Consider the following 22,528-nt stretch of genomic DNA (forward strand, 5'->3'; position numbering starts at 1 on the left):
ATGTTACGCTTTATCCTATACTGTATAGCAAGATTGTATCTTTTCATAAGTTCGCTTAAAAATACCCATGCTCAAAAGTACTTGTTCTTAAAAATATTTATGATAAAGCACTTATGGCTAAGCTAATGAAAAAGAGCAACAACTATTTTATTATGGAGGGCGTGCTTGTGAAAAAGTGGTCATCAATTATACTGATTGCAGCGGTCATCGGCTTAGCGTTGGCATTTATGATTGGGCAAATGCTGCCCAATATGCGCACATCGCATAGCGATCTTGAGGTCAATATCGCTGACCCTGCGTTGATTAAGCAAGGTGAATATGTGGCGCGTACCGCCGACTGTGTGGCATGTCATACGGTACTCGGTGGCGAAGATTATGCCGGTGGTCTGCCGATGCTGACCCCACTTGGCGCGATTTACTCTACCAATATTACCCCTGATAAAGCGACTGGTATCGGCAACTATACCTTTAATGACTTTAAAAATGCGGTGAAACACGGTGTCGCCCCAAGTAATAAAGCGCTATATCCTGCCATGCCTTATCCTTCTTATCAAATCATGCCAGATGATGACATGGCAGCGATGTATGCTTACTTTATGTCGGATGTTAAAGCTGTTAACAAGCCAAACTTAAAAGGTGAATTACCTCCAGTTGCCAACTGGCGCTGGCCATTGGCGTATTGGCAAGTATTGTTTGACCGTAAACGCGATTTTGTCCCAGAAACCGATGATGCGGTTATCGCTCGTGGTCAGTACCTCGTTGAAGGTCCTGGACATTGTGGCTCTTGCCATACCGAGCGCGGAATTGGTTTCCAAGAAATTGCTTTGACCAATGCCGATTCAGATGAATATCTAAGCGGTGCGGTCATCGATGGTTGGCGCGCCAAAAGTATTCGCGGTGAACATCGCGGCTTAGGAACATGGACAATTGCCGAGCTCAATGACTTCTTTAAAACCGGTCGCACCGATACCACTGCCGCCTTTGGCGCGATGGCGGAAGTGGTTGAGCACAGTACCCAATATATGACAGACACAGACTTAAATGCTATGTCAACCTATCTAAAAACGCTTACACCTGCACCAAATAAAGAAGTAAAACTACCGGTGAAAAAAGACGTTACCACTGAAAAGTTATTAGCAGGTAACTACGATTCACGCGGCGCTCTGCTTTATGTTGAATACTGTACCGTTTGTCACCGTGCCGATGGCAAAGGCGTGCCACGTATCTTCCCAGCCCTTGATGGCAATAGTGCTGTTTATGCCAAAAATGCAGACTCGGTATTACAAATCACCCTCGGTGGTGGACGCATGCCAGAAACACCGCATGACCGCATGGCATTTACCATGCCAGAATTTACCAACCTTGCCGATGCCGATATTGCAGAAGTGGTGAATTACGTGCGCAACAGTTGGACGAATCAAGCGCCTGAAATCACGGTTACTGATGTGGTGAAAATGCGCGCATTCCTTGCCAAAAAGCCAAAAACAGGGACGGATATCGCCCCAGATTTAAGCCTTGATGCTGCTGTAAAAGGAGCAAAATAATGAACACTTTACCTAAAAACTTATCTAACGTTGCCGTATTGACTGCCGCTGTGTTCGTCATTGGTATTAGTGGTTGCTCGCAACCTGAACCGACCGAGCGTAACCCCGTTGAATATAGACTGGTCACCGCTGACGATGCCAATGAAGATATTGGCTCCTATGTGTTGCCACAAGACACCTCGATTGCCGATGAGCCAAACGCCAAGCAAATTATGTATGGCAAACGCTTACTCAATGAAACCAAGCGTTTATTGCCTGACAATGTTGGCGCTCAGATGAACTGCAACAGCTGTCATATTGGTCAAGGTAAAATTCCACTAGGCGACCCATACATCAACAGTCATAATTTTTATCCTCGCGTCATGCCACGTGCCGGTGTAGAAATTGATTTGACCAAGCGTATCAACGGCTGTTTCCAACGCTCCATGAATGGCAAGCCGTTAAAGCCTGACTCAGAAGAAATGCTATCAATTTTAGCTTATATGGAATGGTTGGCACAAAAAACGCCAAAAGCCCAAAAGGTCAACATTGATAACGCGGGTAAAGTGGATGAATCATTGATACCCGACCCTGTACATGGTGAAAAAATCTACCATGCCCAGTGTGCCACCTGTCATGGTGACAATGGCGAAGGCATCAAAGACAGCCGCGGTGATATCGTCTTCCCACCGCTGTGGGGCGATGAATCCTTTAACATTGGCGCCGGTATGGCACGTACTTATAAAGCTGCAGCATTCGTTAAGTACAACATGCCAATGGGCATCCAAACCCAAGGTTTATGGGGTCATGGCAACGTCTTAAGCGACCAAGACGCTGTCGATGTTGCAGAGTTCTTTACCCACATGCCACGCCCTGACTTTGCTAAAAAGGACGGTGACTGGCCAACTGCGAAAAGACCAAAAGATGCGCGTTATTAAATTCTACTCATAGCTTCATAACGCAGTCTTATAAAGCAACCTATTAATATAGTCCACAAAAAATCTCAAGTGTTTAATAACCTTGAGGTTTTTTTATTTCCTAAATGTCTATTAGTACAAAACTAACAATACGATAAAGTTGCAATTTTTTACTGGTTATTCTATAGATATCATTTAGTATTATTTAGTAATCACCATTTATCTATTTACTCACTTACGAGGTCTATCATGCGCAAAATTCCTGTTTATACGCACCCTGCAGCGGGCTGGCCTGCGCTGATTGCCTCCACTCGTAAGCTGATGGATTACAAGGCGTTTTTACGCGGTAGTATAAGCGTATTAGGCAGCAATCAACCCAAAGGCGGATTTGATTGCCCGGGCTGCGCATGGCCTGATCACAAAAGTCATAAAACACTCGATGTTTGTGAAACTGGTATTAAAGTAATTGCCAGTGAAGCCATGTCAACACGTGCTGATGCGGCATTTTTTGCAAAGCATACGGTGACTGAGCTACAAGGGTGGTCGGGTTATGAGCTTGAGCATAGCGGACGTTTATCAGAGCCACTTTATTATAATGCGACAGAAGAGCGTTACTTGCCCATTTCTTGGCAGAGCGCTTACACACTTATCGCGGAGCAGCTAAAGGGTCTCAACTCACCGAATGACGCTTTATTCTATACTTCAGGGCGCGTCACCAATGAGCCGGCTTTTATGTATCAGTTGTTTGTCCGTCGTTTTGGGACGAATAATTTGCCCGATTGCTCCAACATGTGTCATGAACCGACGTCGGTAATGTTAGGTAAGCAGTTGGGCATTGGCAAAGCGACTGTGGTGTTAGAGGACTTTGAGCAAGCCAAGCTGATTATCATGTTTGGGCAAAATCCAGCAACCAATCACCCACGAATGCTAGAGATGCTCGCCCATGCACACAAGCAGGGCTGTCGGATTATTTCTGTCAATCCTATGCGCGAACAAGGCTTACGTAAATTTAGAAACCCACAAAAACCAACTCACATGGCAGCAGGTCAAAGCGATGACATGGTCGATGAGGTGATTCAAATCCAAATCGGCGGTGATGCCGCACTATTAACCGGCATGGCAAAATGGCTGATTAAGAATAATAAAATTAATAACGATTTTATCCAAATACATACCTCAGGATTTGAGCCGCTAAAGCAGTGGCTTGAGCAGCAATCTTGGGCAGATATTGAGCGGGGCTGTGGTATCGCTCAGGCAGATATTATTAATCTCGCACGCTTGGTTGCCAACAGTCCAGCAACCATTTGCACGTGGGGTATGGGCATTACTCAGCACGTGCAAGGCGATGACAATGTCGCCATGATTACCAACTTATTGCTATTGATGGGTATGATTGGCATTGACGGTGCAGGCGCATCGCCAATTCGCGGACATTCCAACGTGCAAGGCGATCGGACGATGGGTATCCATGAGCGCCCTAAACAGAGCTTACTCGACACCCTTGAGCGCGTTTTTAACCGTCCAATGCCGCAAGAGGACGGTCTTGATGTCATTGCGGGAGCAAAGGCAATGATAGCGGGTGATATTAAAGTCTTTATGAGTATGGGCGGCAACTTTTCGGTTGCTGCGCCTGATACCAGTACCATTCAACAGGCATTAACCCAAAATCAGCTTAATATTTTTGTGGCGACTAAGCTTAATGAAACCATGCTCTATCCAGGTAAGAATAATCTGATTTTACCTTGCATTGGTCGTACCGAACGCTTAATCACCGCTCATGGCGAGCAGTTTGCCACCATTGAAGATTCTATGTGCAAGATTGTGCGCACTCAAGGTAGTCTAAAACCCATTAGCGATACGCTAAAATCTGAGGCGCAAATTGTCGCTGATATCGCTACTCAAATGTTTGGGACTGACACCTCAATCCCTTGGCAAGCCATGGGCGAGGATTTTAATGTCACACGTGATTATATTGCTCAAGCTATTGACGGCTTTGAGGACTTTAATCAGCGTATTCGTACCGCTGAGCGCGGCTTTAATTTATATCATCCGGCGCGTCATCGTGAATGGAATACGGATAGTGGCAAGGCGCAATTTGAAGTACCACAATATCCTATTACTTATGTTGCTGACCAAATGGCAGAAGATACGGCAAAGCTTAAAAATGATTTAAATATGCAAAGTATTGCCAGTCAACTCAGTAGCACTCAGCCTCATGAACAAGCGGTCTGGCAACTCACCAGCGTTCGCAGTCATGATCAATTTAATACCATGATTTTTGGTTATCAAGATCGTTATCGTCAAACCAATCGCCGCGATGTGTTATTTATGCATCCTGACGAGATGAACCGCTTAGGTTGGCAAAAAGGCGATACCATCATGGTATCACGCCAAGACAGTCATAATCAGGCACGCACCTTAGGACCGCTTATCCTAACTGACATGGACATTGCCGCCAACGCCGTCGCCACCTACTATCCTGAATGTAATGATTTATTTGACTTAGATACTTATGCTCCCGACTCTCATATCCCTTCTTATAAATCAGTCACTGTGGTTTTAAAAAGAGTGAAGGCAACTGATAAAGTTACTGATGTTGCTTAAACAATATCGAAGACTAATAAGGTAAAAGGATGATAGATATCAATAAACTAAATATGATGCCAATAACGAGCGCTTATGACGTCTAATTACAAGCATTTATTTTTAGATACTGAATTGCTAGACACTGACGCAACAAACTTGCCAGAAATGCCACTTGCACGCGAGCATTCAACGCAAAAGCACTCTTATCCTTTGAATAAAGGTAATCGCAGTGGCAGTCGTTCTACCAATCAAGGAGATACGCTCCAGCTTGAGATTAAAAATACTCAAGATAGTTTGGTAGTAGAAGCAGCAGTCGCAATTGTTATTAACGGTATTCATTATGCCGTGCTTATGGCAAGTCCTTGCCAGCTGGAATACTTAGCTATTGGTTTTTTATTTAGTGAAGGTTTAATTCAGAACAGTCATGAATTGCTTGATTGGGAAGTGACGCAATTAACGAATGATACAAATTTTTATAAGTTTAGCGAAGATAAAAACGATGATATCAACGCATCAAAGCTCGTCGAACAACTGCAGGATTACGATATTTATGTGGTGGAACTGGTCTTAAATCAGCGCTGCCATCAACGTATCCAAGCCCAAAAACGCCAACTTGCAGGACGTACAGGCTGCGGTATGTGTGGCATCACCGGATTAACGCAAGCATTACCAGATTTAAGCGTTTATACGAAAAATAAGCTACAAAATAATCATACAGATAATTCACAGATGACAGCCTCTATACCAACGCTCGATTATTTGTTAAACATACGCGCAAAAATTGACGCGGCACAGCATACTCACCAATTAACAGGTGCAGTTCACGCTGCTGCCACTCTGTATCATGAGCAGTTGCATTTGTTTGAAGATGTCGGTCGTCATAATGCCCTTGATAAACTTATCGGTTGGAAGCTACGTCATAAAGCAGATATTGAATGTGTGGTCGTGACTTCACGACTGTCGATTGAACTGGTACAAAAATCTATCCGTATTCAAATACCGTGGCTGGTTGGCATGTCTGCGCCTACTAGCACAGCGGTGCGTGTTGCTCAACGTTATGGGTTGGGATTAGCAGGGTTTTTACGTGATAATCGCGTGACATATTACTCAAGGTTTTAAACGCTTACTCACCAAGAATAGTTTAAACGTTTAAAAATTGAAGGCTTAAAAAGTTCTAGTAAAAATATTGAAAATAAATAGACACAAAAAAACCCAAGTAAAGAAATACTTGAAGCTGAAACCTTGCTTAAACTTAAAACGTTAACTAAGTTTTAAATATAGCGTAGCGGACGAGACTCGAACCCGCAACATAACAATCTAGACTCACTAAACTTTATGTTCTATAAAGCACTTTAACCACATGCCAACCAAACTTAGTTTTTACTAAATGCGGGGTGAAAAGTTCACCATTGAAGCAGATTTTATCAAATGCTGGTACCATTTGGCCCTTTTTAAATTCACCTAAGTCGCCGCCTTTTTTACCTGATGGGCAGGTTGAGTGTTTCTTGGCCAGTACGTCGAACATAGCACCTTTCTTTAGCTTAGCCATAATGTCGTCAGCCAGTTCTTTTTCTTTTACTAAAATATGTAATGCGCTAGCTGTACGAGCCATAATGTAAACCCTTCATAAAATATCGATTATCGGGATATTATATCATTACTTACCTTGGTTGCTAACCTCACTTTTATGCTCCACTTCATCAAAAGTCATTATCTAAACAGAGGCTACAATTTGAATGAGAATTAGTGCTTTTTGAGTGTCGCTGCCACTACAGTCTTTGAACTACAATATTTGATGGTAACGACAATCTCTGTGGCAGTCTGACCTTTTGCATATGAGCAAGGATAAGAAAATGTCTGGGAGACACTTGCCCTAAGCATAAGACGTAAGGCTGTGTCTATAGAGGATAGGATCTTATCATCAAGACCTAAATTATGGGTTTGGTGCTTACTGATCAATACAGTATCAAAACTTCTCATGCTACCAGCCATGTGCTCGGCCAGTTTTTTAATGTCAGATTGAGTGGTCATTGCTTACTCTCTGGTTAGTGAGTTATAAGCATCTACACAGTTTTTAGGAAAAGACCCAAAATCAAAGCCCCCCTGCCTTAAACGTAATCTAATACTCCTCGGTACTAAATTTGACTAGCAAAGTGTTTACCTAGCTAAATTAACCAGATTAACGCTTTTAACTATTTTTGACCCTATTAGGCATATTGGACAAGCTAGGTTACCATATGGTAGAGGAGCAATCATCAAAGGTTGTTAGCTGTGCCGTTATCTACACTGATCAAAAAGCAGGCAAAAATCTACCAGACAATTTGACCACTGGAGCAGAGATTGAAGGCTTTACCAAATTTTATAAAGTTCCGATTGCTGTTCCTATTCTGGACAATTAAACATCTGAATAAACCTTGCCAAATGGGATCGACTACTACAACTAACTTCTAACAATCTTGGTCACCAAATGGTCACTGTTTAGTTAGCGAGCACTTGGTCACTGATTTTCTCAAACCAATTTACTGCCTATAAAATTATATTAGATGAGATAATAGAGAGTAAGCTGCTTCTGAGAAACTAGTACAAAGTAAGTAGAGAACCTATACATATAGAGAACTTAAAGAGGAGTAGCAGACACAAAAAAACCCCAAGTAAATAAATACTTGGGGCTGAAACTTTGCTTAAACTTAAAAAGTTAACTAAGTTTTAAATATGGCGCAGCGGACGGGACTCGAACCCGCGACCCCCGGCGTGACAGGCCGGTATTCTAACCAACTGAACTACCGCTGCTTAGGTCGTTTTTAGCGTCTTGCTCTTATTAAGGAGCCCACTTCGCTAAAAGAGTGGTGGGTGATGACGGGCTCGAACCGCCGACATTCTGCGTGTAAGGCAGACGCTCTACCAACTGAGCTAATCACCCTGAGAAGCGTTTAAAAATTGCAGTGCAATTTTAGCTTCGCAAGAGAAAATACTTTAAATAATATTTTCTAAAGCTTTATTCACTAAAGGAGTCATTCTTTAGTCAACATTCGAGATATCTTAACGATATATCTAACAGCGTGGAACTCATTAAAGCCCGTTGCTGTGGGTGTGTATTATATAGATTTATAAGCACCTGTCAAATATTATTTAACTTTTTAGTGTTAATTTTAATATTATTTATCAAAAATTATGACAAGTATTTGTTTTTAATAGATTTATATTTTTAAAATATATAATTAAATTTACTAAGCTACTGCTTAGTATTGTTTATTGCTTGTTCAATATCAGCTGCTATTGCTTTAGGCTTCGTCGTGGGTGCGTAGCGCTCAATGACTCGTCCCTCACTATCTACTAAAAACTTAGTGAAATTCCATTTAATACCATCGGTTAAGACTCCACCCTTCTGCTGTTTTAGCCAATCAAATATTGGATGCGCATCTCGACCATTAACCTCCACTTTAGCCATCATAGGAAAGGTTACCCCGTAGTTTTTTTGACAAAATGCACCAATTTCATCATTAGTACCAGGATCTTGACCGCCAAACTGATTGCAAGGGAAACCTACAATCACTAGCCCTTGTGTCTTATATTCTTGGTACAACGCTTCTAAATCGGCAAACTGAGGAGTAAATCCACATTTACTCGCCGTATTGACGATAAGCAACACTTTTCCTTTATAGTCAATAAATGCTTGCTGAGTACCATCCATACGCTCAGCGTTAAATTCATAAATAGTACTCATTGAATGTCTCCTAATTTAATAACTTAGCTAATTATTATGATGGTCGATTAACACAGCTTAGCTTGATGGCATCAATTGACACCGATAAAGTAAATAAGATAAGACTGATTGATGCGCTTATCTTATTCATTGTCAGCTATATTTTTTTACTGACTATTATTCTTGTTGGTCTAAATCAATAGAAACTGAGTTGATACAATAGCGCATACCTGTAGTCTCACGTGGACCATCAGGGAATACATGACCCAAATGCGCGCCGCAGTTACTACAAGTCACTTCAGTACGTGTCATGCCTAATGAGTTATCAACGTGCTCATTAATAGCACTGTTATCAATGCTTTGATCAAAGCTTGGCCAGCCGCAACTGGCATTGAACTTGCTTCCAGAGTCGAATAATTGAGCGCCACAGCCTTTACAGCGGTAGATGCCCTTTGCACTATTATCATTATAGACACCAGTAAATGGACGCTCTGTACCTTTTTCGCGCATGACATGATATTCGTCAGCACTAAGACGTTGTTTCCAATCCGCTTCTGTTAATTGAGCGATTTCTTCTTTAGTAAGTTGACTGTCTTGCATGATTTTTCCTTTTCGAATAAGAATGAGTGTGGAGTTAAAGCCTACTATTTATCAAGATAACGCATTCACGCTTATAGACGCAATGCGTTATAACTACTTTTTACCAAATCCCCACGTAGATTTTTACTCTCGTATTTTTATAACTAAAATGACTACCTTTAGAGTATTTATCATACCTTGTATTGCTATCTCATCAAGAATAATAAACACGTTTCGAATGAAAGTATATCTTGCATTTTAGAGAGACTTATTACAAAATGTTGCTTGCTTATCATAAAAAATTGCAATAATATCTTGCAATGAAAGCAGTAAAGCAAGTTTATCTTGCCTTAGCGTTATCAATTAATTTAGAAGTAGATAAGTCACTATTGATAGTAGATACTTACGATATGTTGAAATGTAAGTGATCACAATAGTGACTCTCATAATGGTGGGTTTGGTAGCATCAAGATTTGCTAAGTTTGCATAAAAGGCTTTAACGATTATGAATACTGATAAGGATAAGATGGGTCAAGCTCAGCGGTTGGTTCACTTGCGCCGTGAGAAGGGGCTGACTGCCGAGCAGCTGGCACAAGCAATGACAAAAGCGGGCACTAAGGTCAGTCGCGGTGCTATTTCTAACTGGGAACGTGGCACCAACGGTATTGTTTCCTCAAAGTTGCCGATACTTGCGCGTATTTTAGGCTGTAGTGAGGGTTATTTATTACGAGGCGATATCAATGCAAATAGTAGTGACGATCGCCCTGTTCATGATGCAAAGAATGCGTCTATCGAAAACAATAAGAAGGTAACTATGACAACTCTAAGCGATTCAAATACTAAGAATGTAACCCTTGCCGTTCCTACAGATACGCAAGCAAATAGCGATAACACAACAACAAAACATAGCCAGGCAAACTCACAAAATAGTTCAACGATGGATGGTAAACCTATGTCTGTTTTAAAAAAATCCGATAAATTACAAAACGTTTGCTACGACATTCGTGGTCCTTTGCTACAAGCTGCCAATAAAATGGAAGCAGAAGGTCAACGTATTTTGAAGCTCAACGTGGGTAATCCAGCACCATTTGGCTTTGAGGCTCCGCATGAGATCTTACGTGATGTAGCATTGAATTTACCCGACGCTACTGGTTATTCAGACTCACAAGGTATCTTCTCAGCGCGTAAAGCGGTTTTGCAATATTATCAATCAAAAGGTCTGTTATCTGCAGTAGATGTACGGGACGTATATTTAGGTAATGGTGTATCTGAGCTGATCGTGATGACCATGCAAGCGCTCATGAATGATGGCGATGAAGTATTGATTCCTATGCCTGATTATCCATTATGGACGGCAGCGGCGAATCTTGCTGGTGGTACAGCGGTACATTATCGCTGTAACGAAGAAGATAACTGGCATCCTGATATTGAAGATATCAAATCAAAAATTACCAGCAAAACTAAAGGCATCGTGGTTATTAACCCTAATAATCCAACGGGCGCCTTGTACTCAGATGATATCCTTAAACAAATCATTGAAGTGGCTATCGAGCATGACCTAATTATCATGGCAGATGAGATTTATGACCGTGTGCTTTATGACAATGCTGTTCATACGCCGATGAGCACTTTGACAGACGATGTATTAGTATTGTCTTATAATGGTCTCTCAAAATCGCACCGTATTGCAGGCTTTCGTGCCGGTTGGATGATGTTATCAGGCAAAAAACATCACGCTTCTGACTTTATTGAGGGCTTAAACATGCTGGCCTCTATGCGTCTATGCTCGAACGTGCCGGGACAGTATGCCATTCAAACCGCAATGGGCGGCTATCAAAGTATGAAAGAGCTGACCTCAGAAAAAGGTCGTTTATTTAAACAACGTGAATTAGCAATCTCTCGTTTGAATGCCATTCCAGGTATCTCTTGCACTATGCCACAAGGCGCATTTTATTGCTTCCCAAAAATGGATCCTGAAATCTATCCGGTCAAAGATGACATGGAATTTATGATGGATTTGTTGAATGAAGAACAAGTTCTGATGGTACAAGGTACTGGCTTTAACTGGGATGCGCCTGATCACTTCCGCGTGGTATATCTGCCTAACGTTCATGACTTAGAAAACGCCATGGATCGTTTAGATCGCTTCTTTGCTAAGAAACGTCAGCAATATGGTACAGAGAAGCTAGTAAATAAAGAATCATCAAAAGCCAAGTCATTAAGTGCTTAAGCATAAGATGAAAGCGTAACAATGATAACTACCCTATTATAGCTGCCATAAAAAACGCTTATCGACTGAATACCGATAAGCGTTTTTTTGTGTCAGATACTTTTGGTTTACGTAAGTTCAAGTTATAAACTGATAACTTGAACTTATAAATATAAGTCTTTAAGATAATTGGTTTAAAATATATGATTTAGAATATTTGTTTCAAAATCATAAAGCTGACTGCGGACATGATTGCAGCGGCAGGTAGGGTGATTATCCATGCCAATCCAATTGGTTTCATTAATGCCCAATTGGTGTCTTTATTTACAATACCAATGCCCAATACTGCACCCACTAAAGTATGCGTACTTGATACTGGTAAGCCCATCGTTGATGCGCCCATAACCACTGCTGCTGCCGCAAGCTCTGCTGAAAAGCCAGAAGCGGGATGCATTTTTGCTAAGTTTGTTCCAACTGTTTGAATTACTTCCTTACCAATGAACCACAAACCTACAATCAGCGCCACGCCAAAAGTCAGCATAACCGCTGGAGGTACAGCTGCTTGTGAGGCAATCTCATTGGTACGAATAACATCCATAATCGCTGCAAACGGACCAACAGCGTTGGCGATATCGTTTGAACCATGACTAAAAGCAAACGCTGACGCGGTAAAAACCTGCATCCAGCTGAACATAATAAAGGTCGCTTTAGTAAGATCTTCTTTATGCTTACCACGGATACTTTTGGTATAAATAAAGGTCGCAAGCCACACTAGCGCGCTTACCATACCCATAATCAAGAAGCCATTTAGATTAGTCATATGGCTAGTGACATTTTTGAGCCCTTTAAAGACAACCATCGCCGTCATGACTGCCGCGCCTGCAGCAGCGATAATAGGCACCCATTTTTTAAGGGCTTTTAGTGTATCTAAGTCACCACGTTCACGATCAAGCGTATATAGTTTTTGGTAATAATCCGTTTCAAGTTCTTCGATCGTACAGTCATCGTCTTTATAGATTTCTTGGTCACGCAGCATTGCTGAAGTATAAGATAGCTGTTCTGATTCTGACAAATCAGCTAAGAATATTTTATGCTGTTCTTTGACACTTTTTTTGCTGTCTTTTAACTCAACTAGGTGTGCTTCTGTTCTATCATTATAGTCAATAATATTCTTTTTAATTTGACCATATAACAAGTAAGCAATCACGCCGCCAAGCAATGGCGAGATAACCCAAGAGATAGCAATTTGCCCAATCGTTGCCCAATTGATAGTAGATAGCGCCATTTCGCTGCCACCCAAATCAAAACCAAGCACAATAGAGCTACCAATTACACCGCCAATAATGGCATGTGTAGTTGAAACAGGTAGTCCTTTTTTGGTGGCAAACAATAGCCAAAATGCCGCTGCAATAAGTGCAGATAACATCACATAGATAAATTCATTTGGTGTTACAGAGTAACCATCCAAATCAACAATGCCTTTACGAATAGTGTCGGTAACTTCGCCACCAGCAAGGACCGCTCCTGATACTTCAAATATCGCCGCCACACCGAGTGCTTGCGGAATTGTTAACGTCCCTGCACCGACCGAGGTGCCAAACGAGTTAGCAACATCGTTACCACCAATATTGAACGCCATAAAGATACCAAATGCGGTAGCTATAACGAACAATAAGGTTTGCTGGTGCATCGTGTAATCAAGACCCCACCACAAGAAATAAGCGGTCATCCCGACTAATAATAAAGCGAAGAATACATTGACTTTCATAGTACCGATGTTTGCCGATTTTACAGACTGATTGCTAATACCCATAATTGGTATGCCTTGCGTAAACTTAGTGAAGATACATGCAATTGATAATATTACTCTTATGTGTACGGTATCAATAAACCAACATTCTAATATTAGAAGTAAGATAGACTTAGACTCGATCGCATAAGTGAAGCAATATCATCTCCTCTTGATATAAAAATTAAAATATAAAAACTTATAAAATCATGACATAAATTGTATTAAATAATCATTTGCCTTAATATGAACATGGTTTGTAATAATTTCTAAGCGCTTTATTATAAGAATATATTAAAAAACGTAATATAAAACCATGTATCCAGCGGGTGACATAGTAATAGATAATAAACTGGATAACGCTCAATTTATGAAGCGGTTCATTAGCAAATATCTTTAATATAGCGTCTTGTAAGCTGAAAGTTTTACTGCCTGTGCAGTCGTTGATGACGCACGGAAATGTGGTTGATACTTTGGTTAATAAATGGTTATAAAGTGACGCAATAATAGACACGTTGTTAATTTGCGTGCGCTATTGCGTGCCTATTATATTCAATATAGGCAGACAATGCATGATGAAGGTGAATTTTTTTTCAAAATATGGTTATTAACTTAATTTATAACTGTTTTTGAAGCTGCAAAATAGCATAATCAAGTACCTCTAAACGAGCAAGGCGCTTGTCATTACTAGCGACCACACACCAGGGTACCGCCTCTGTACTGGTACGTGCCAGCATATCTGCAGCAGCTTGTACATAGTCTTGCCACTTATCACGATTACGCCAATCGTCGTTCGTTAATTTAAACTGCTTGTATGGCGTATCATCACGTTCTTCAAAGCGTTGCAATTGCTCTTGTTTATCAATAGCCAGCCAATATTTTAATACAATGATATCAGCAGCTTTTAACTGTGCCTCAAAGCGATTTATTTCAGCGTAAGCGCGCTGCCATTCATTAGGAGTGGCGAGGTTCTCAATACGCTCAACCAGAACTCTGCCATACCACGTTCGATCAAAAATAGCGATACGACTCAGACGCTCGGTTTGCTCATTGGGTAGCTTTGTCCAAAATCGCCATAGATACGGATGCTGCAATTCGTAAAGCATGGGTGCGCCAACATTATAAATTTGGTATTCTCGAGGATCGAGCGGTGCAACCAATCGTTTAATTGCCCCGCCCTTACCTGCTGCATCCATTCCTTCAAAAGCGAACACTACATGACGCTTGCCACGCGCCCGTAAAAGCTTAGCAAGCGTTGCTTGTTTAATCGCCAACTGCTCGTTATAGGCAGATTTATCTATCTCTGATTTTTGAATATCTATTAATAATTTAGGTATTTCCACCGGCATAAATAACGCTGATTCATACGCCAAGCAGGCGTTATTTTTATTAACAGCGGCTAACAGTAAAGCATTAGTATCAACACTTTTGTTACTCTCTTCTTCATTACTTTCTCTGCTATCACCACCCTCCTTATTCTCTGTATTCACGCTTCCTTCATCACTATAATCGTATGCGGTAACGAGCATTTGGCTACTTGCAAGCGCAGCTTGCATCGCTTGTAGTACTTTATGACAAAAATTGGTGGCAGCTTTTGACTTGTCACTGCCATCAATAATAATCCAATCGCCTTGTTGACTTAAAAGGGTAACCGCAACCTTATTAAACTCCTGAACAATGTATTCATCACTCCAATCAATTTGATATAAGAATTCTGGATCTGCCTCATCATCATGTAAGCGCGCACTTAGGGTTGCTGCATCGACATGAAACCAACACTTTAGTACTTTAGTATGGTTGGTCACAAGGTCACTCTCAAAGGCTTGCAATTGTCGCAGTTGCTGTTGTAAATAATGTTGCCATTCTACGATAGGCAGTTTCTTACTGGTTACCATGCGCATAACGTTGTAGAGCAAATCAGCATACCAATTACCAAAATAAACCATCACGTCACCGTGGCGTGGCATCACTTTAATATGTGCCTGCCAAATCGGCTGATGTGCTAGTGATGGATAACCAATAGTTGCCTCAACTTTTAACAGCCGCGGATCGACCCATTGGCGTAACTGGGTGACTGCTGTACCTTTTCCGGCTTGCTCCATACCATTGACCAATACCAGTAATCCTGTGGGTTTGGTTGTTGCTGGAGAGGTTTGCTGGCGAGTCGCGCGTAAGGCAAACTGAGCGGTGACCAATGCCAATCTAAGTTCATCCTCACCTAGTGAAAACTGACTGAGCGGATTAAGCGTCAATCGAGCTTTCACTTCATGTATGCTGAACGATTCGTTCAGCGTTTGCTTTGGTTTTTGAGTAGGTGACGATGATAATTTTTTAACTAGTAAATTGTCCTTATTGGCTTTAGGTGCGAGCTTATTTTCTTCTTTCTTGTTTGAGTTATTATTTAATTTATTATTTGGCATGGCTATTCTCTCTAGCGGAGGATGCAAAGGAGTAACGGTCCTAGGTCAGCAATCAATAAATCATAACATTCACTGCTACTATAAATAATGCGGCTATGTAACCATTTGCTATTTGTATTCTGCCTACTTTTATTCTAAGGTGGCGTACTAAAATAGTAATATGCTTTATACTTACTTTTGTTGTCTATTTTTTAGCTATTACTTTTATCATTGTTCATGATATGAATTGCCCGCCAATTTTTTGGTATCACTATTATTTATCTTAACAGCCATACTTATTTATAGAGGATGATCTACCATGTCTGCATTATCTGAATTACAACAACATTTAACCCGTTATTGGGCATTGCCTTATCATAACGATGCGACCCTTGAAGCCAAACTGGTTGAAGTACAGACTTGGCAACGGGCACGGCTTCAGCGTACACACAGCGAGTTATTTGAACAACCAAAAAACAAACCAATGGCAGATTATTTTCTGACTCAATTATATGGTGGCGGAGAATTTAAATTATTAGCCGAGCAGCTGGAACGCATTTTACCAAAAGCCAAAAAACTTGAACGTTTAGCAAAGGAGACGGTTCTTGAAACCGGTAGCCTAGCAATTCAAGCAGCAATTTTAGCGATTGAGCTGGATATGCATTTAGCGCAGTGGTTAGTTGCCCAAGATTTACCCGTAAATGAGGAAAATATACTTGCGGCTTATCAAGCGATTGATGAATCGGCTGAACGCCGTGTGCAAATTAACAATCTTAAAGATGTCTGCTATCGTACAGATAAATATCTGAACTCATTTATGCTTAAAAAGGCATTTGCGTTGGCGAAAGGTACGGCATATCGTCATAATTTCCAGCCGATGTATGATTTTATTGACGCTGGCTTTAAAGCGATGAAACCACTTGATAGCGTGGGCGGCTTTATTGAACCCTTCTGTAAACGTGAGCTGCTGATTATCGATCAAATTCATGCTGCTGGCAATGAGGGCAAGGTTGCGGCATTTGCTGTATCATAGTCTTATCTTTTATAACACCATTTATATATAGTACCACTCATAAAAAACACATAAACGGATATTCTTATGTCTGATTCATCAAATGATACTTTACATGATAAATCGAATCCTGTTGCAAAATCAGCAACAGCAAACGGTCACATTCAAGATAAACTTATCAAAGATAGCATTGCTCATAGCCAAGATATCAGCGCCAAAGCACAAGCACGTAACAGTGCAACGTTAGAATCGCCTGCGGCAAATGACTTTACGCAAGCGCAAGACTTGCCAGTAGGAACGCCACAAGGTCAGCAAACGATTGCGCCTAACGACAGCGCTGATGATAGTAAGTCTGAGACAACTGCTAGCAATAAAGCATCAGCGGTGAAAGCTGCGCTATTTCATGAGCGCGACGATATTAATAATCCGCATACACCAGATACCGATGGCGAAGAAAAGACGCATTTCGGCTATAAAACGGTTAATAAAGCGGAAAAACAAGCGCGTGTGGCGGATGTCTTTACGTCTGTTGCCAAAAAATATGACATTATGAACGACCTTATGTCATTTGGTATCCACCGTTTATGGAAGCGTTATGCCATTAGCTTATCGGGCGTGCGCGCAGGTCAGCATGTGCTTGATATTGCCGGCGGTACGGGCGATTTGGCAAAAGTATTTAGCCGTGAAGTGGGTAAAAATGGTCATGTGGTGTTATCTGATATCAATGCGGCAATGCTTGAGGTTGGTCGTGAGCGCTTGATTAATGCTGGCTGTAATAACGTTGATTTCATCCTAGCCAATGCCGAAACCCTTGCCCCATTTGAAGACAACAGCTTTGATTTAGTCACCATCAGTTTTGGTTTGCGTAACGTGACTGATAAAGATGCGGCGCTACGTGCCATGCACCGTGTGCTTAAGCCGGGCGGTCGTTTATTGATTTTAGAATTCTCAAAACCTATCTTTGAACCTTTATCTAAAGCTTACGACTTGTACTCATTTACCGCATTGCCGCTCATGGGTAAACTTGTCGCCAACGATTCTGAAAGCTATAAATACCTAGCAGAGTCGATTCGCATGCATCCTGATCAGCAGACGTTAAAGCAAATGATGGAACAAGCGGGCTTTGAAAATTGTGATTTTAATAACTTGACCGCTGGTATCGTAGCGGTGCATCGCGGCTTTAAAGCATAATCATTTTCGTGGCCTTAAGGTTTTAAAACCTGAAATCCTAATAAAGCTTTAAAATAAGGGCGATAGCTATAAAACGTATCGCCCTTATTCATGTATTTATTTACTATTTAAAATCTTAGATGACTGTCTTTATTTCACGCTTTTAATCCATTTAAAGATTTAATACGAGAGAATATGATGCTGACTGTATTACTTTTGGCAGGTGCTGAAAAGCTTGTTAATATAGCAATTGGCAGCGACGAGATTACTAAAGCAGGACTTGCACCGCTTACAGGTAAAGTATTGCGGCTGAATATAGCGATGCCTGAGCTACAAGTCGATATTTTATTCAACCATGCGCATGTGCGTTTTGAGCCTGTCACCACAAATCATTTGTTTGAGGCACAGGCTCAAACAAATGATGAGCGCATTCGAGCAAGTAAAGACAGGGTACGTTTGGGTCATAGCCTACCTGACTGTACGCTCAACGTTGAAAACTTTGCCCAGGTGCTTAATTTAATGCGCAGCGCTGAAGGTAACTTACCGATTGCAGGTGATTATAAAGTGCTGATGCAAATTAAGCAGTTGGTTGCTGGTTTTGACCCTGATATCGCAGGACAGCTGGAGCCTATTATTGGTAAGCCGCTTGCCAGCCAATTACAGCTACTTATCTCGCAGCTCAAACGTAGCTTTGGCGAAAATGCCAAACGCGCCTTTGGTGATGTGAGCGACTGGGCGAATGAATTAGCAGGTAACCATGCACCTAACCCGTATGATAGAGCGCAATCTGATGCGTTAAAGCAGCAATTATTAAAGCTACGCGCTGATACTGAGCGTGAAGAGGCACAATTGCAGGCTATTAAAGCAGAGCAAGCGCGCTTGAGCCATAATCGATAATAACTATTAAATATACAATCGTATTTTTCCTTTCTTCGTATAGCCATTTAGAAGTATTATCTAAAACAGCTAGTTATTTAGAGTGACCCACGCTCATGCTACTATCTCATCGTGCCCGCCTACTTGAGCTTTGGCGCATTGCGGCAAGCTATCGAATCGATACTCACTTTCCGCTAGAAGACGCGCCGCAGCTGCAACCATTGGCGCGGCTGATTCGATTGCATCCCGCAGCTTGGGGCAAAAATCATCAGCCAAATGCGATTAAGTATGCACTTGAAGATATGGGCACGCTATTTTTAAAGCTGGGTCAATTGCTCTCTACCCGCCGTGACCTCGTTCCTCCTGAAATTATTAACCAATTGGTTCAGCTACAAGACCAAGTCAAACCCTTTCCGGTTGACATTGCCATCACTCAAATCGAAGATACCAAACATGGTTTAGGTGAATCTATTGCTACGCTTTTTGCCCGTTTTGATAGCAAACCGTTGGCAGCAGCATCCATCGCGCAAGTACATACAGCATCGCTCAGAGATGGACGCGAAGTAGTGGTAAAGGTGGTGCGCCCTGATATTCGACCCATTATTATTGCAGATTTTGAACTACTGCGGACGATTGCCAATTGGGTATCGGCACGGGTCGAAGCAGCACGCGCGGTACATATTATTGATATTGTCGAAGATTATCGGCAAGTGATGCTAAATGAGCTGGATCTCACCTTAGAGGCAGAAAACACCACACAGATGCGTAATAACTTCTTAGGCTCGACGTTGATGTATGTGCCAGAAGTTTATGACGCAGCTAAAAATGTAATGGTAATGGAGCGTATACAGGGTGTGCCCATCTCTCAAACTGAGCTTTTTGATACATTAGGTTACGACCGCGCTACATTGGCAGAAAAAGGTCTGACGATATTTTTTACCCAAGTTTTTCGTGATAACTTTTTTCATGCCGATATGCATCCGGGTAATGTCTTTGTTGAAACGCCGCCCGTCCATACGCTAAATGCTACGATGTCGCCTATAGATTTGGGTCATGAGCCACGTTACATTGGGCTTGATTGTGCCATTATGGGTACGTTATCTCACAACGATCAGCTGATTGTGGCGCGCATGCTGCTAGCGGTAATGAATAATAATTTTACAGCCTTGGTCAATATTGTTAGCCGCGCAGGTTGGATACCACCGAATACGGATAAGCACGCCTTGATGCGTGATATGAGTCGCACTGTCGCGCCCATGTTGCAAAAATCCATTAACGATATCGACTTTGCTGGCGTATTGATGCAAATACTGGATATCGCACGCCGTCATCATATGACCATTCCACCGCAGTTGATGCTACTGCTAAAAACCTTAGTGCATGTCGAAGGTTTAGGGCGTGACCTCTACCCTGACCTTGATATTTGGGCGCTTGCCAAACCTATTTTAAGCAGCTGGGTAAAAGAGCAACTCGACCCGATGCGGAACTTACAACAACTGCGCGATCGGTTACCAGAGCTGTTACTATCTGCCACCGATATTCCAAAATTACTTGATAATGGCTTGCAAAGTCTTGCGTCACAAGGTTCGAGGCAAGACAGTCAATTGCGAGAAATACAACAAATTCGTGCTGACATGCTTAATGATCGCCGTCGTGACTGGATAGCATTAGCAGGCTTTGTGCTGTGTATTGCAATCGCTATGCAAGTGGTCGGTTGGTTATCACCTGTGTTTTATATATTAGCCATAGTTAGTGTTTTTTGGCGTATCTTAGCCTAATATTAAAATCTGTAGAATGCTAGAAATATTAAAGACTGCTCATAATTTAGATAAAAAAATGCCCATACTTTGTTTAAAAGATGGGCGTTTTTTCTTAAAAAAATCGGCCATTACATTTGATCAATCGCCATTTGTGTCAGTACCCGTCCGCGCGCAGTTCGCAGTACATAGCCTTGCTGAATCAAATACGGCTCAATCACATCCTCAAGCGTACCACGATCTTCCGCCATAGCAGCCGCAACCGCTTCAACACCTGCAGGACCGCCATCAAAACGCTCATGCAATATCTCGATATAACGTCTGTCCAAATGATCCAAACCACGTCTATCGACTGCCAACATATCGAGGGCACTTGCTGCAATCACCCCATTAATACTGCCATCACCCCTGACCTCCGCGTAATCACGTACACGGCGCAGTAAACGGTTGGCAATCCGCGGTGTACCACGCGCACGGCGCGCAATCTCAACCGCCCCATCCTCACTCATTGGCACACGCATCAACCTTGCCGCACGGCTAACAATCGTGGTCAAATCAGCAATATTATAAAACTCTAAACGCTGCACAATACCAAAGCGATCACGCAATGGCGAGGTTAATAACCCAGCACGCGTGGTAGCAGCAACCAAGGTAAAAGGCGGCAAATCAAGCTTAATCGAGCGTGCCGCAGGTCCTTCACCAATCATGATATCAAGCTGGAAATCTTCCATAGCAGGATACAGTATTTCTTCAATCACGGGGCTGAGACGATGAATTTCATCAATAAATAGTACGTCACCTGCTTCTAGATTAGTGAGCATCGCTGCCAAGTCGCCTGCGCGCTCAAGCACTGGTCCTGATGTTGAGCGCAAATTACCACCCATTTCACGGGCGATAATATTGGCAAGGGTCGTTTTACCCAACCCCGGAGGACCAAAAATTAAGGTGTGATCAAGCGCCTCATCACGTGCCCGCGCTGCACCAATAAAGACTTCCATCTGCTCACGTACCACAGGCTGTCCGATATATTCAGCCAGTAACGCTGGGCGGATATTCGCATCAGGAGCATCACCTACCCCTTCTAGCGGATTAATCAAACGGTCTTGGCTCATAGGTTTTATCATTATATAGTCAGAGGAAAAATAGGAGAACAGTAATAAACAGCATAACCAAACCATCAGAATAAGTCATGCAAAAACGCTGAAAAAGAGGCTTCAACATAAAAAAAGCGACAACCAGTGTCGCTTGTTCATTAATAAGATAATAGTTTGATGGTAAAAGACTTTATAGGTTTATAAAAAATAAAGACAATTAAAATCCAGACAGCTGTTGCAACGTTGCTTTTAGTAAGCCTTGCGTATCTTCAAAAATATCGCCGTTACTTTTCGCCGCTTTTATCGCCAGTTGCGCCTCTTTTTCTTTATAGCCCAAGCTCATTAGTGCGCCTTCTACTTCAGCGATGATGCTACCTTCGTGCGACACTTGCACCGATTGCGGGATATATTCTAAGTGACCGCTATCAACTTCGATATTTTTTAGCTTGTCTTTTAGCTCAATTAATAAGCGTTGCGCTGTTTTTTTACCAATACCCGGAATACGCATAAGAGCCGTTTCTGAATCTTGCTCAACATGCATTTTTAGCTCAGCTGCGGACATCGCCGACAACATTGCTAGTGCCATTTTTGCCCCGACACCGTTAATTTTAATCAGTTGCCGAAACACATCACGCTCTTTACGGTCGATAAAACCAAACAGCAATTGCGCATCTTCACGCACATGAAAATGCGTCCAGATACTCGCTTGCTGATGCAGATGCAACTGGCAAAATGACGGTAATGGTAGCTCAATATCATAGCCCACGCCAGAGGTAGTCATGATGCACGCCGTTGGTGCCATCAAATACTGCACCTGCCCGGTAATCAATCCGATCATAACCTTTTCCTATTAACATCAACTATTTGTGATTAATCATGGCATAAAATGAGCTACTATATCATTATTCAATATA

Annotated in this window: 18 protein-coding genes and 2 tRNA genes; 10 read left to right on the plus strand and 10 right to left on the minus strand. The window is 41.9% G+C overall.

What is annotated here, in order from left to right; translation table 11 throughout:
• Window positions 1-125: 125 nt before the first annotated feature.
• The 4 genes from H2245_RS07450 to fdhD all read left to right on the plus strand — a co-directional run bounded on the left by H2245_RS07450 (window position 126) and on the right by fdhD (window position 6,145).
• Complete coding sequence (locus tag H2245_RS07450) at window positions 126-1,544, plus strand: cytochrome c (RefSeq protein ID WP_259365133.1); 1,419 nt, start codon at window positions 126-128, stop codon at window positions 1,542-1,544.
• On the plus strand, window positions 1,544-2,461 hold the full coding sequence (locus H2245_RS07455; protein ID WP_182406756.1) for a c-type cytochrome: 918 nt from the start codon (window positions 1,544-1,546) through the stop codon (window positions 2,459-2,461). The genes H2245_RS07450 and H2245_RS07455 overlap by 1 nt, the downstream gene beginning before the upstream one ends.
• Before the next feature lie 228 nt (window positions 2,462-2,689).
• Window positions 2,690-5,044: an FdhF/YdeP family oxidoreductase gene (locus tag H2245_RS07460; protein WP_182406757.1), complete on the plus strand. Its 2,355-nt coding sequence runs from the start codon at window positions 2,690-2,692 to the stop codon at window positions 5,042-5,044.
• 75 nt (window positions 5,045-5,119) lie between these two features.
• Window positions 5,120-6,145: a formate dehydrogenase accessory sulfurtransferase FdhD gene (fdhD, locus tag H2245_RS07465; RefSeq protein WP_259365134.1), complete on the plus strand. Its 1,026-nt coding sequence runs from the start codon at window positions 5,120-5,122 to the stop codon at window positions 6,143-6,145.
• A gap of 214 nt (window positions 6,146-6,359) precedes the next feature.
• On the opposite strand, the gene ppiC is transcribed toward fdhD, so the two are convergent.
• Entirely contained in the window at window positions 6,360-6,638 is a 279-nt protein-coding gene (gene ppiC / locus H2245_RS07470; RefSeq protein ID WP_182406758.1) for a peptidylprolyl isomerase PpiC, read from the minus strand.
• Window positions 6,639-6,769: 131 nt separating this feature from the next.
• Window positions 6,770-7,057: a hypothetical protein gene (locus H2245_RS07475; protein WP_182406759.1), complete on the minus strand. Its 288-nt coding sequence runs from the start codon at window positions 7,055-7,057 to the stop codon at window positions 6,770-6,772.
• 206 nt (window positions 7,058-7,263) lie between these two features.
• Here H2245_RS07475 and H2245_RS07480 point away from each other — a divergent pair, with 206 nt between their 5' ends.
• Window positions 7,264-7,425 carry a hypothetical protein gene (locus tag H2245_RS07480; RefSeq protein WP_182406760.1) on the plus strand — a complete coding sequence of 54 codons (162 nt, stop codon included), beginning with the start codon at window positions 7,264-7,266 and terminating at the stop codon, window positions 7,423-7,425.
• A gap of 314 nt (window positions 7,426-7,739) precedes the next feature.
• Here H2245_RS07480 and H2245_RS07485 read toward each other — a convergent pair.
• The 4 genes from H2245_RS07485 to msrB all read right to left on the minus strand — a co-directional run bounded on the left by H2245_RS07485 (window position 7,740) and on the right by msrB (window position 9,329).
• A tRNA-Asp gene (locus H2245_RS07485) sits at window positions 7,740-7,816 on the minus strand.
• 54 nt (window positions 7,817-7,870) lie between these two features.
• Window positions 7,871-7,946 (minus strand) — tRNA-Val (locus H2245_RS07490).
• Window positions 7,947-8,258: 312 nt separating this feature from the next.
• Window positions 8,259-8,750, minus strand: coding sequence for a glutathione peroxidase (locus H2245_RS07495; protein WP_182406761.1), 492 nt, complete (start codon window positions 8,748-8,750; stop codon window positions 8,259-8,261).
• Between the two features lie 156 nt (window positions 8,751-8,906).
• Window positions 8,907-9,329 carry a peptide-methionine (R)-S-oxide reductase MsrB gene (gene msrB, locus H2245_RS07500; protein ID WP_182406762.1) on the minus strand — a complete coding sequence of 141 codons (423 nt, stop codon included), beginning with the start codon at window positions 9,327-9,329 and terminating at the stop codon, window positions 8,907-8,909.
• Window positions 9,330-9,813: 484 nt separating this feature from the next.
• Between msrB and H2245_RS07505 the strand changes: the two genes are divergently transcribed.
• Entirely contained in the window at window positions 9,814-11,538 is a 1,725-nt protein-coding gene (locus H2245_RS07505) for an aminotransferase class I/II-fold pyridoxal phosphate-dependent enzyme (protein ID WP_182406763.1), read from the plus strand.
• Window positions 11,539-11,725: 187 nt separating this feature from the next.
• Here H2245_RS07505 and H2245_RS07510 read toward each other — a convergent pair whose 3' ends face one another.
• A complete protein-coding gene (locus tag H2245_RS07510) occupies window positions 11,726-13,330 on the minus strand; it encodes an inorganic phosphate transporter (protein WP_182406764.1) in 1,605 nt (534 codons plus the stop codon).
• A gap of 593 nt (window positions 13,331-13,923) precedes the next feature.
• Window positions 13,924-15,726: an ATPase gene (locus H2245_RS07515; protein ID WP_182406765.1), complete on the minus strand. Its 1,803-nt coding sequence runs from the start codon at window positions 15,724-15,726 to the stop codon at window positions 13,924-13,926.
• Between the two features lie 298 nt (window positions 15,727-16,024).
• On the opposite strand from H2245_RS07515, the gene H2245_RS07520 reads away from it, so the two are divergent.
• The 4 genes from H2245_RS07520 to H2245_RS07535 all read left to right on the plus strand — a co-directional run bounded on the left by H2245_RS07520 (window position 16,025) and on the right by H2245_RS07535 (window position 20,541).
• Window positions 16,025-16,738 (plus strand): FFLEELY motif protein, encoded by a 714-nt coding sequence (locus H2245_RS07520; protein WP_182406766.1) that lies wholly within the window; start codon window positions 16,025-16,027, stop codon window positions 16,736-16,738.
• Window positions 16,739-17,101: 363 nt separating this feature from the next.
• Entirely contained in the window at window positions 17,102-17,908 is an 807-nt protein-coding gene (ubiE, locus tag H2245_RS07525; protein ID WP_182406849.1) for a bifunctional demethylmenaquinone methyltransferase/2-methoxy-6-polyprenyl-1,4-benzoquinol methylase UbiE, read from the plus strand.
• A 177-nt stretch (window positions 17,909-18,085) separates the two neighbouring features.
• Entirely contained in the window at window positions 18,086-18,784 is a 699-nt protein-coding gene (locus tag H2245_RS07530) for a hypothetical protein (RefSeq protein WP_182406850.1), read from the plus strand.
• Between the two features lie 95 nt (window positions 18,785-18,879).
• Window positions 18,880-20,541: an AarF/ABC1/UbiB kinase family protein gene (locus H2245_RS07535; protein ID WP_182406767.1), complete on the plus strand. Its 1,662-nt coding sequence runs from the start codon at window positions 18,880-18,882 to the stop codon at window positions 20,539-20,541.
• A 110-nt stretch (window positions 20,542-20,651) separates the two neighbouring features.
• Here H2245_RS07535 and ruvB read toward each other — a convergent pair whose 3' ends face one another.
• Window positions 20,652-21,632, minus strand: coding sequence for a Holliday junction branch migration DNA helicase RuvB (gene ruvB, locus H2245_RS07540; protein WP_220464396.1), 981 nt, complete (start codon window positions 21,630-21,632; stop codon window positions 20,652-20,654).
• Between the two features lie 199 nt (window positions 21,633-21,831).
• The gene (gene ruvA, locus H2245_RS07545; RefSeq protein WP_182406769.1) at window positions 21,832-22,452 is read right to left on the minus strand and encodes a Holliday junction branch migration protein RuvA; all 621 of its coding nucleotides are present in this window, start codon (window positions 22,450-22,452) and stop codon (window positions 21,832-21,834) included.
• Window positions 22,453-22,528 lie beyond the last annotated feature (76 nt).

The sequence above is a fragment of the Psychrobacter sp. GP33 genome (assembly GCF_014119005.1).
GTDB lineage: Bacteria > Pseudomonadota > Gammaproteobacteria > Pseudomonadales > Moraxellaceae > Psychrobacter.

Coding starts and splice junctions, on each gene's coding strand:
- H2245_RS07530 (WP_182406850.1), top strand. CDS start 18,086: ATGCTGACTGTATTACTTTTGGCAGGTGCTGAAAAGCTTGTTAATATA.
- msrB (WP_182406762.1), bottom strand. CDS start 9,329: ATGCAAGACAGTCAACTTACTAAAGAAGAAATCGCTCAATTAACAGAA.
- H2245_RS07510 (WP_182406764.1), bottom strand. CDS start 13,330: ATGGGTATTAGCAATCAGTCTGTAAAATCGGCAAACATCGGTACTATG.
- H2245_RS07505 (WP_182406763.1), top strand. CDS start 9,814: ATGAATACTGATAAGGATAAGATGGGTCAAGCTCAGCGGTTGGTTCAC.
- H2245_RS07475 (WP_182406759.1), bottom strand. CDS start 7,057: ATGACCACTCAATCTGACATTAAAAAACTGGCCGAGCACATGGCTGGT.
- H2245_RS07450 (WP_259365133.1), top strand. CDS start 126: ATGAAAAAGAGCAACAACTATTTTATTATGGAGGGCGTGCTTGTGAAA.
- H2245_RS07515 (WP_182406765.1), bottom strand. CDS start 15,726: ATGCCAAATAATAAATTAAATAATAACTCAAACAAGAAAGAAGAAAAT.
- fdhD (WP_259365134.1), top strand. CDS start 5,120: ATGACGTCTAATTACAAGCATTTATTTTTAGATACTGAATTGCTAGAC.
- H2245_RS07495 (WP_182406761.1), bottom strand. CDS start 8,750: ATGAGTACTATTTATGAATTTAACGCTGAGCGTATGGATGGTACTCAG.
- H2245_RS07460 (WP_182406757.1), top strand. CDS start 2,690: ATGCGCAAAATTCCTGTTTATACGCACCCTGCAGCGGGCTGGCCTGCG.
- H2245_RS07535 (WP_182406767.1), top strand. CDS start 18,880: ATGCTACTATCTCATCGTGCCCGCCTACTTGAGCTTTGGCGCATTGCG.
- ruvA (WP_182406769.1), bottom strand. CDS start 22,452: ATGATCGGATTGATTACCGGGCAGGTGCAGTATTTGATGGCACCAACG.
- ruvB (WP_220464396.1), bottom strand. CDS start 21,632: ATGAGCCAAGACCGTTTGATTAATCCGCTAGAAGGGGTAGGTGATGCT.
- H2245_RS07480 (WP_182406760.1), top strand. CDS start 7,264: ATGGTAGAGGAGCAATCATCAAAGGTTGTTAGCTGTGCCGTTATCTAC.
- H2245_RS07520 (WP_182406766.1), top strand. CDS start 16,025: ATGTCTGCATTATCTGAATTACAACAACATTTAACCCGTTATTGGGCA.
- ppiC (WP_182406758.1), bottom strand. CDS start 6,638: ATGGCTCGTACAGCTAGCGCATTACATATTTTAGTAAAAGAAAAAGAA.
- H2245_RS07455 (WP_182406756.1), top strand. CDS start 1,544: ATGAACACTTTACCTAAAAACTTATCTAACGTTGCCGTATTGACTGCC.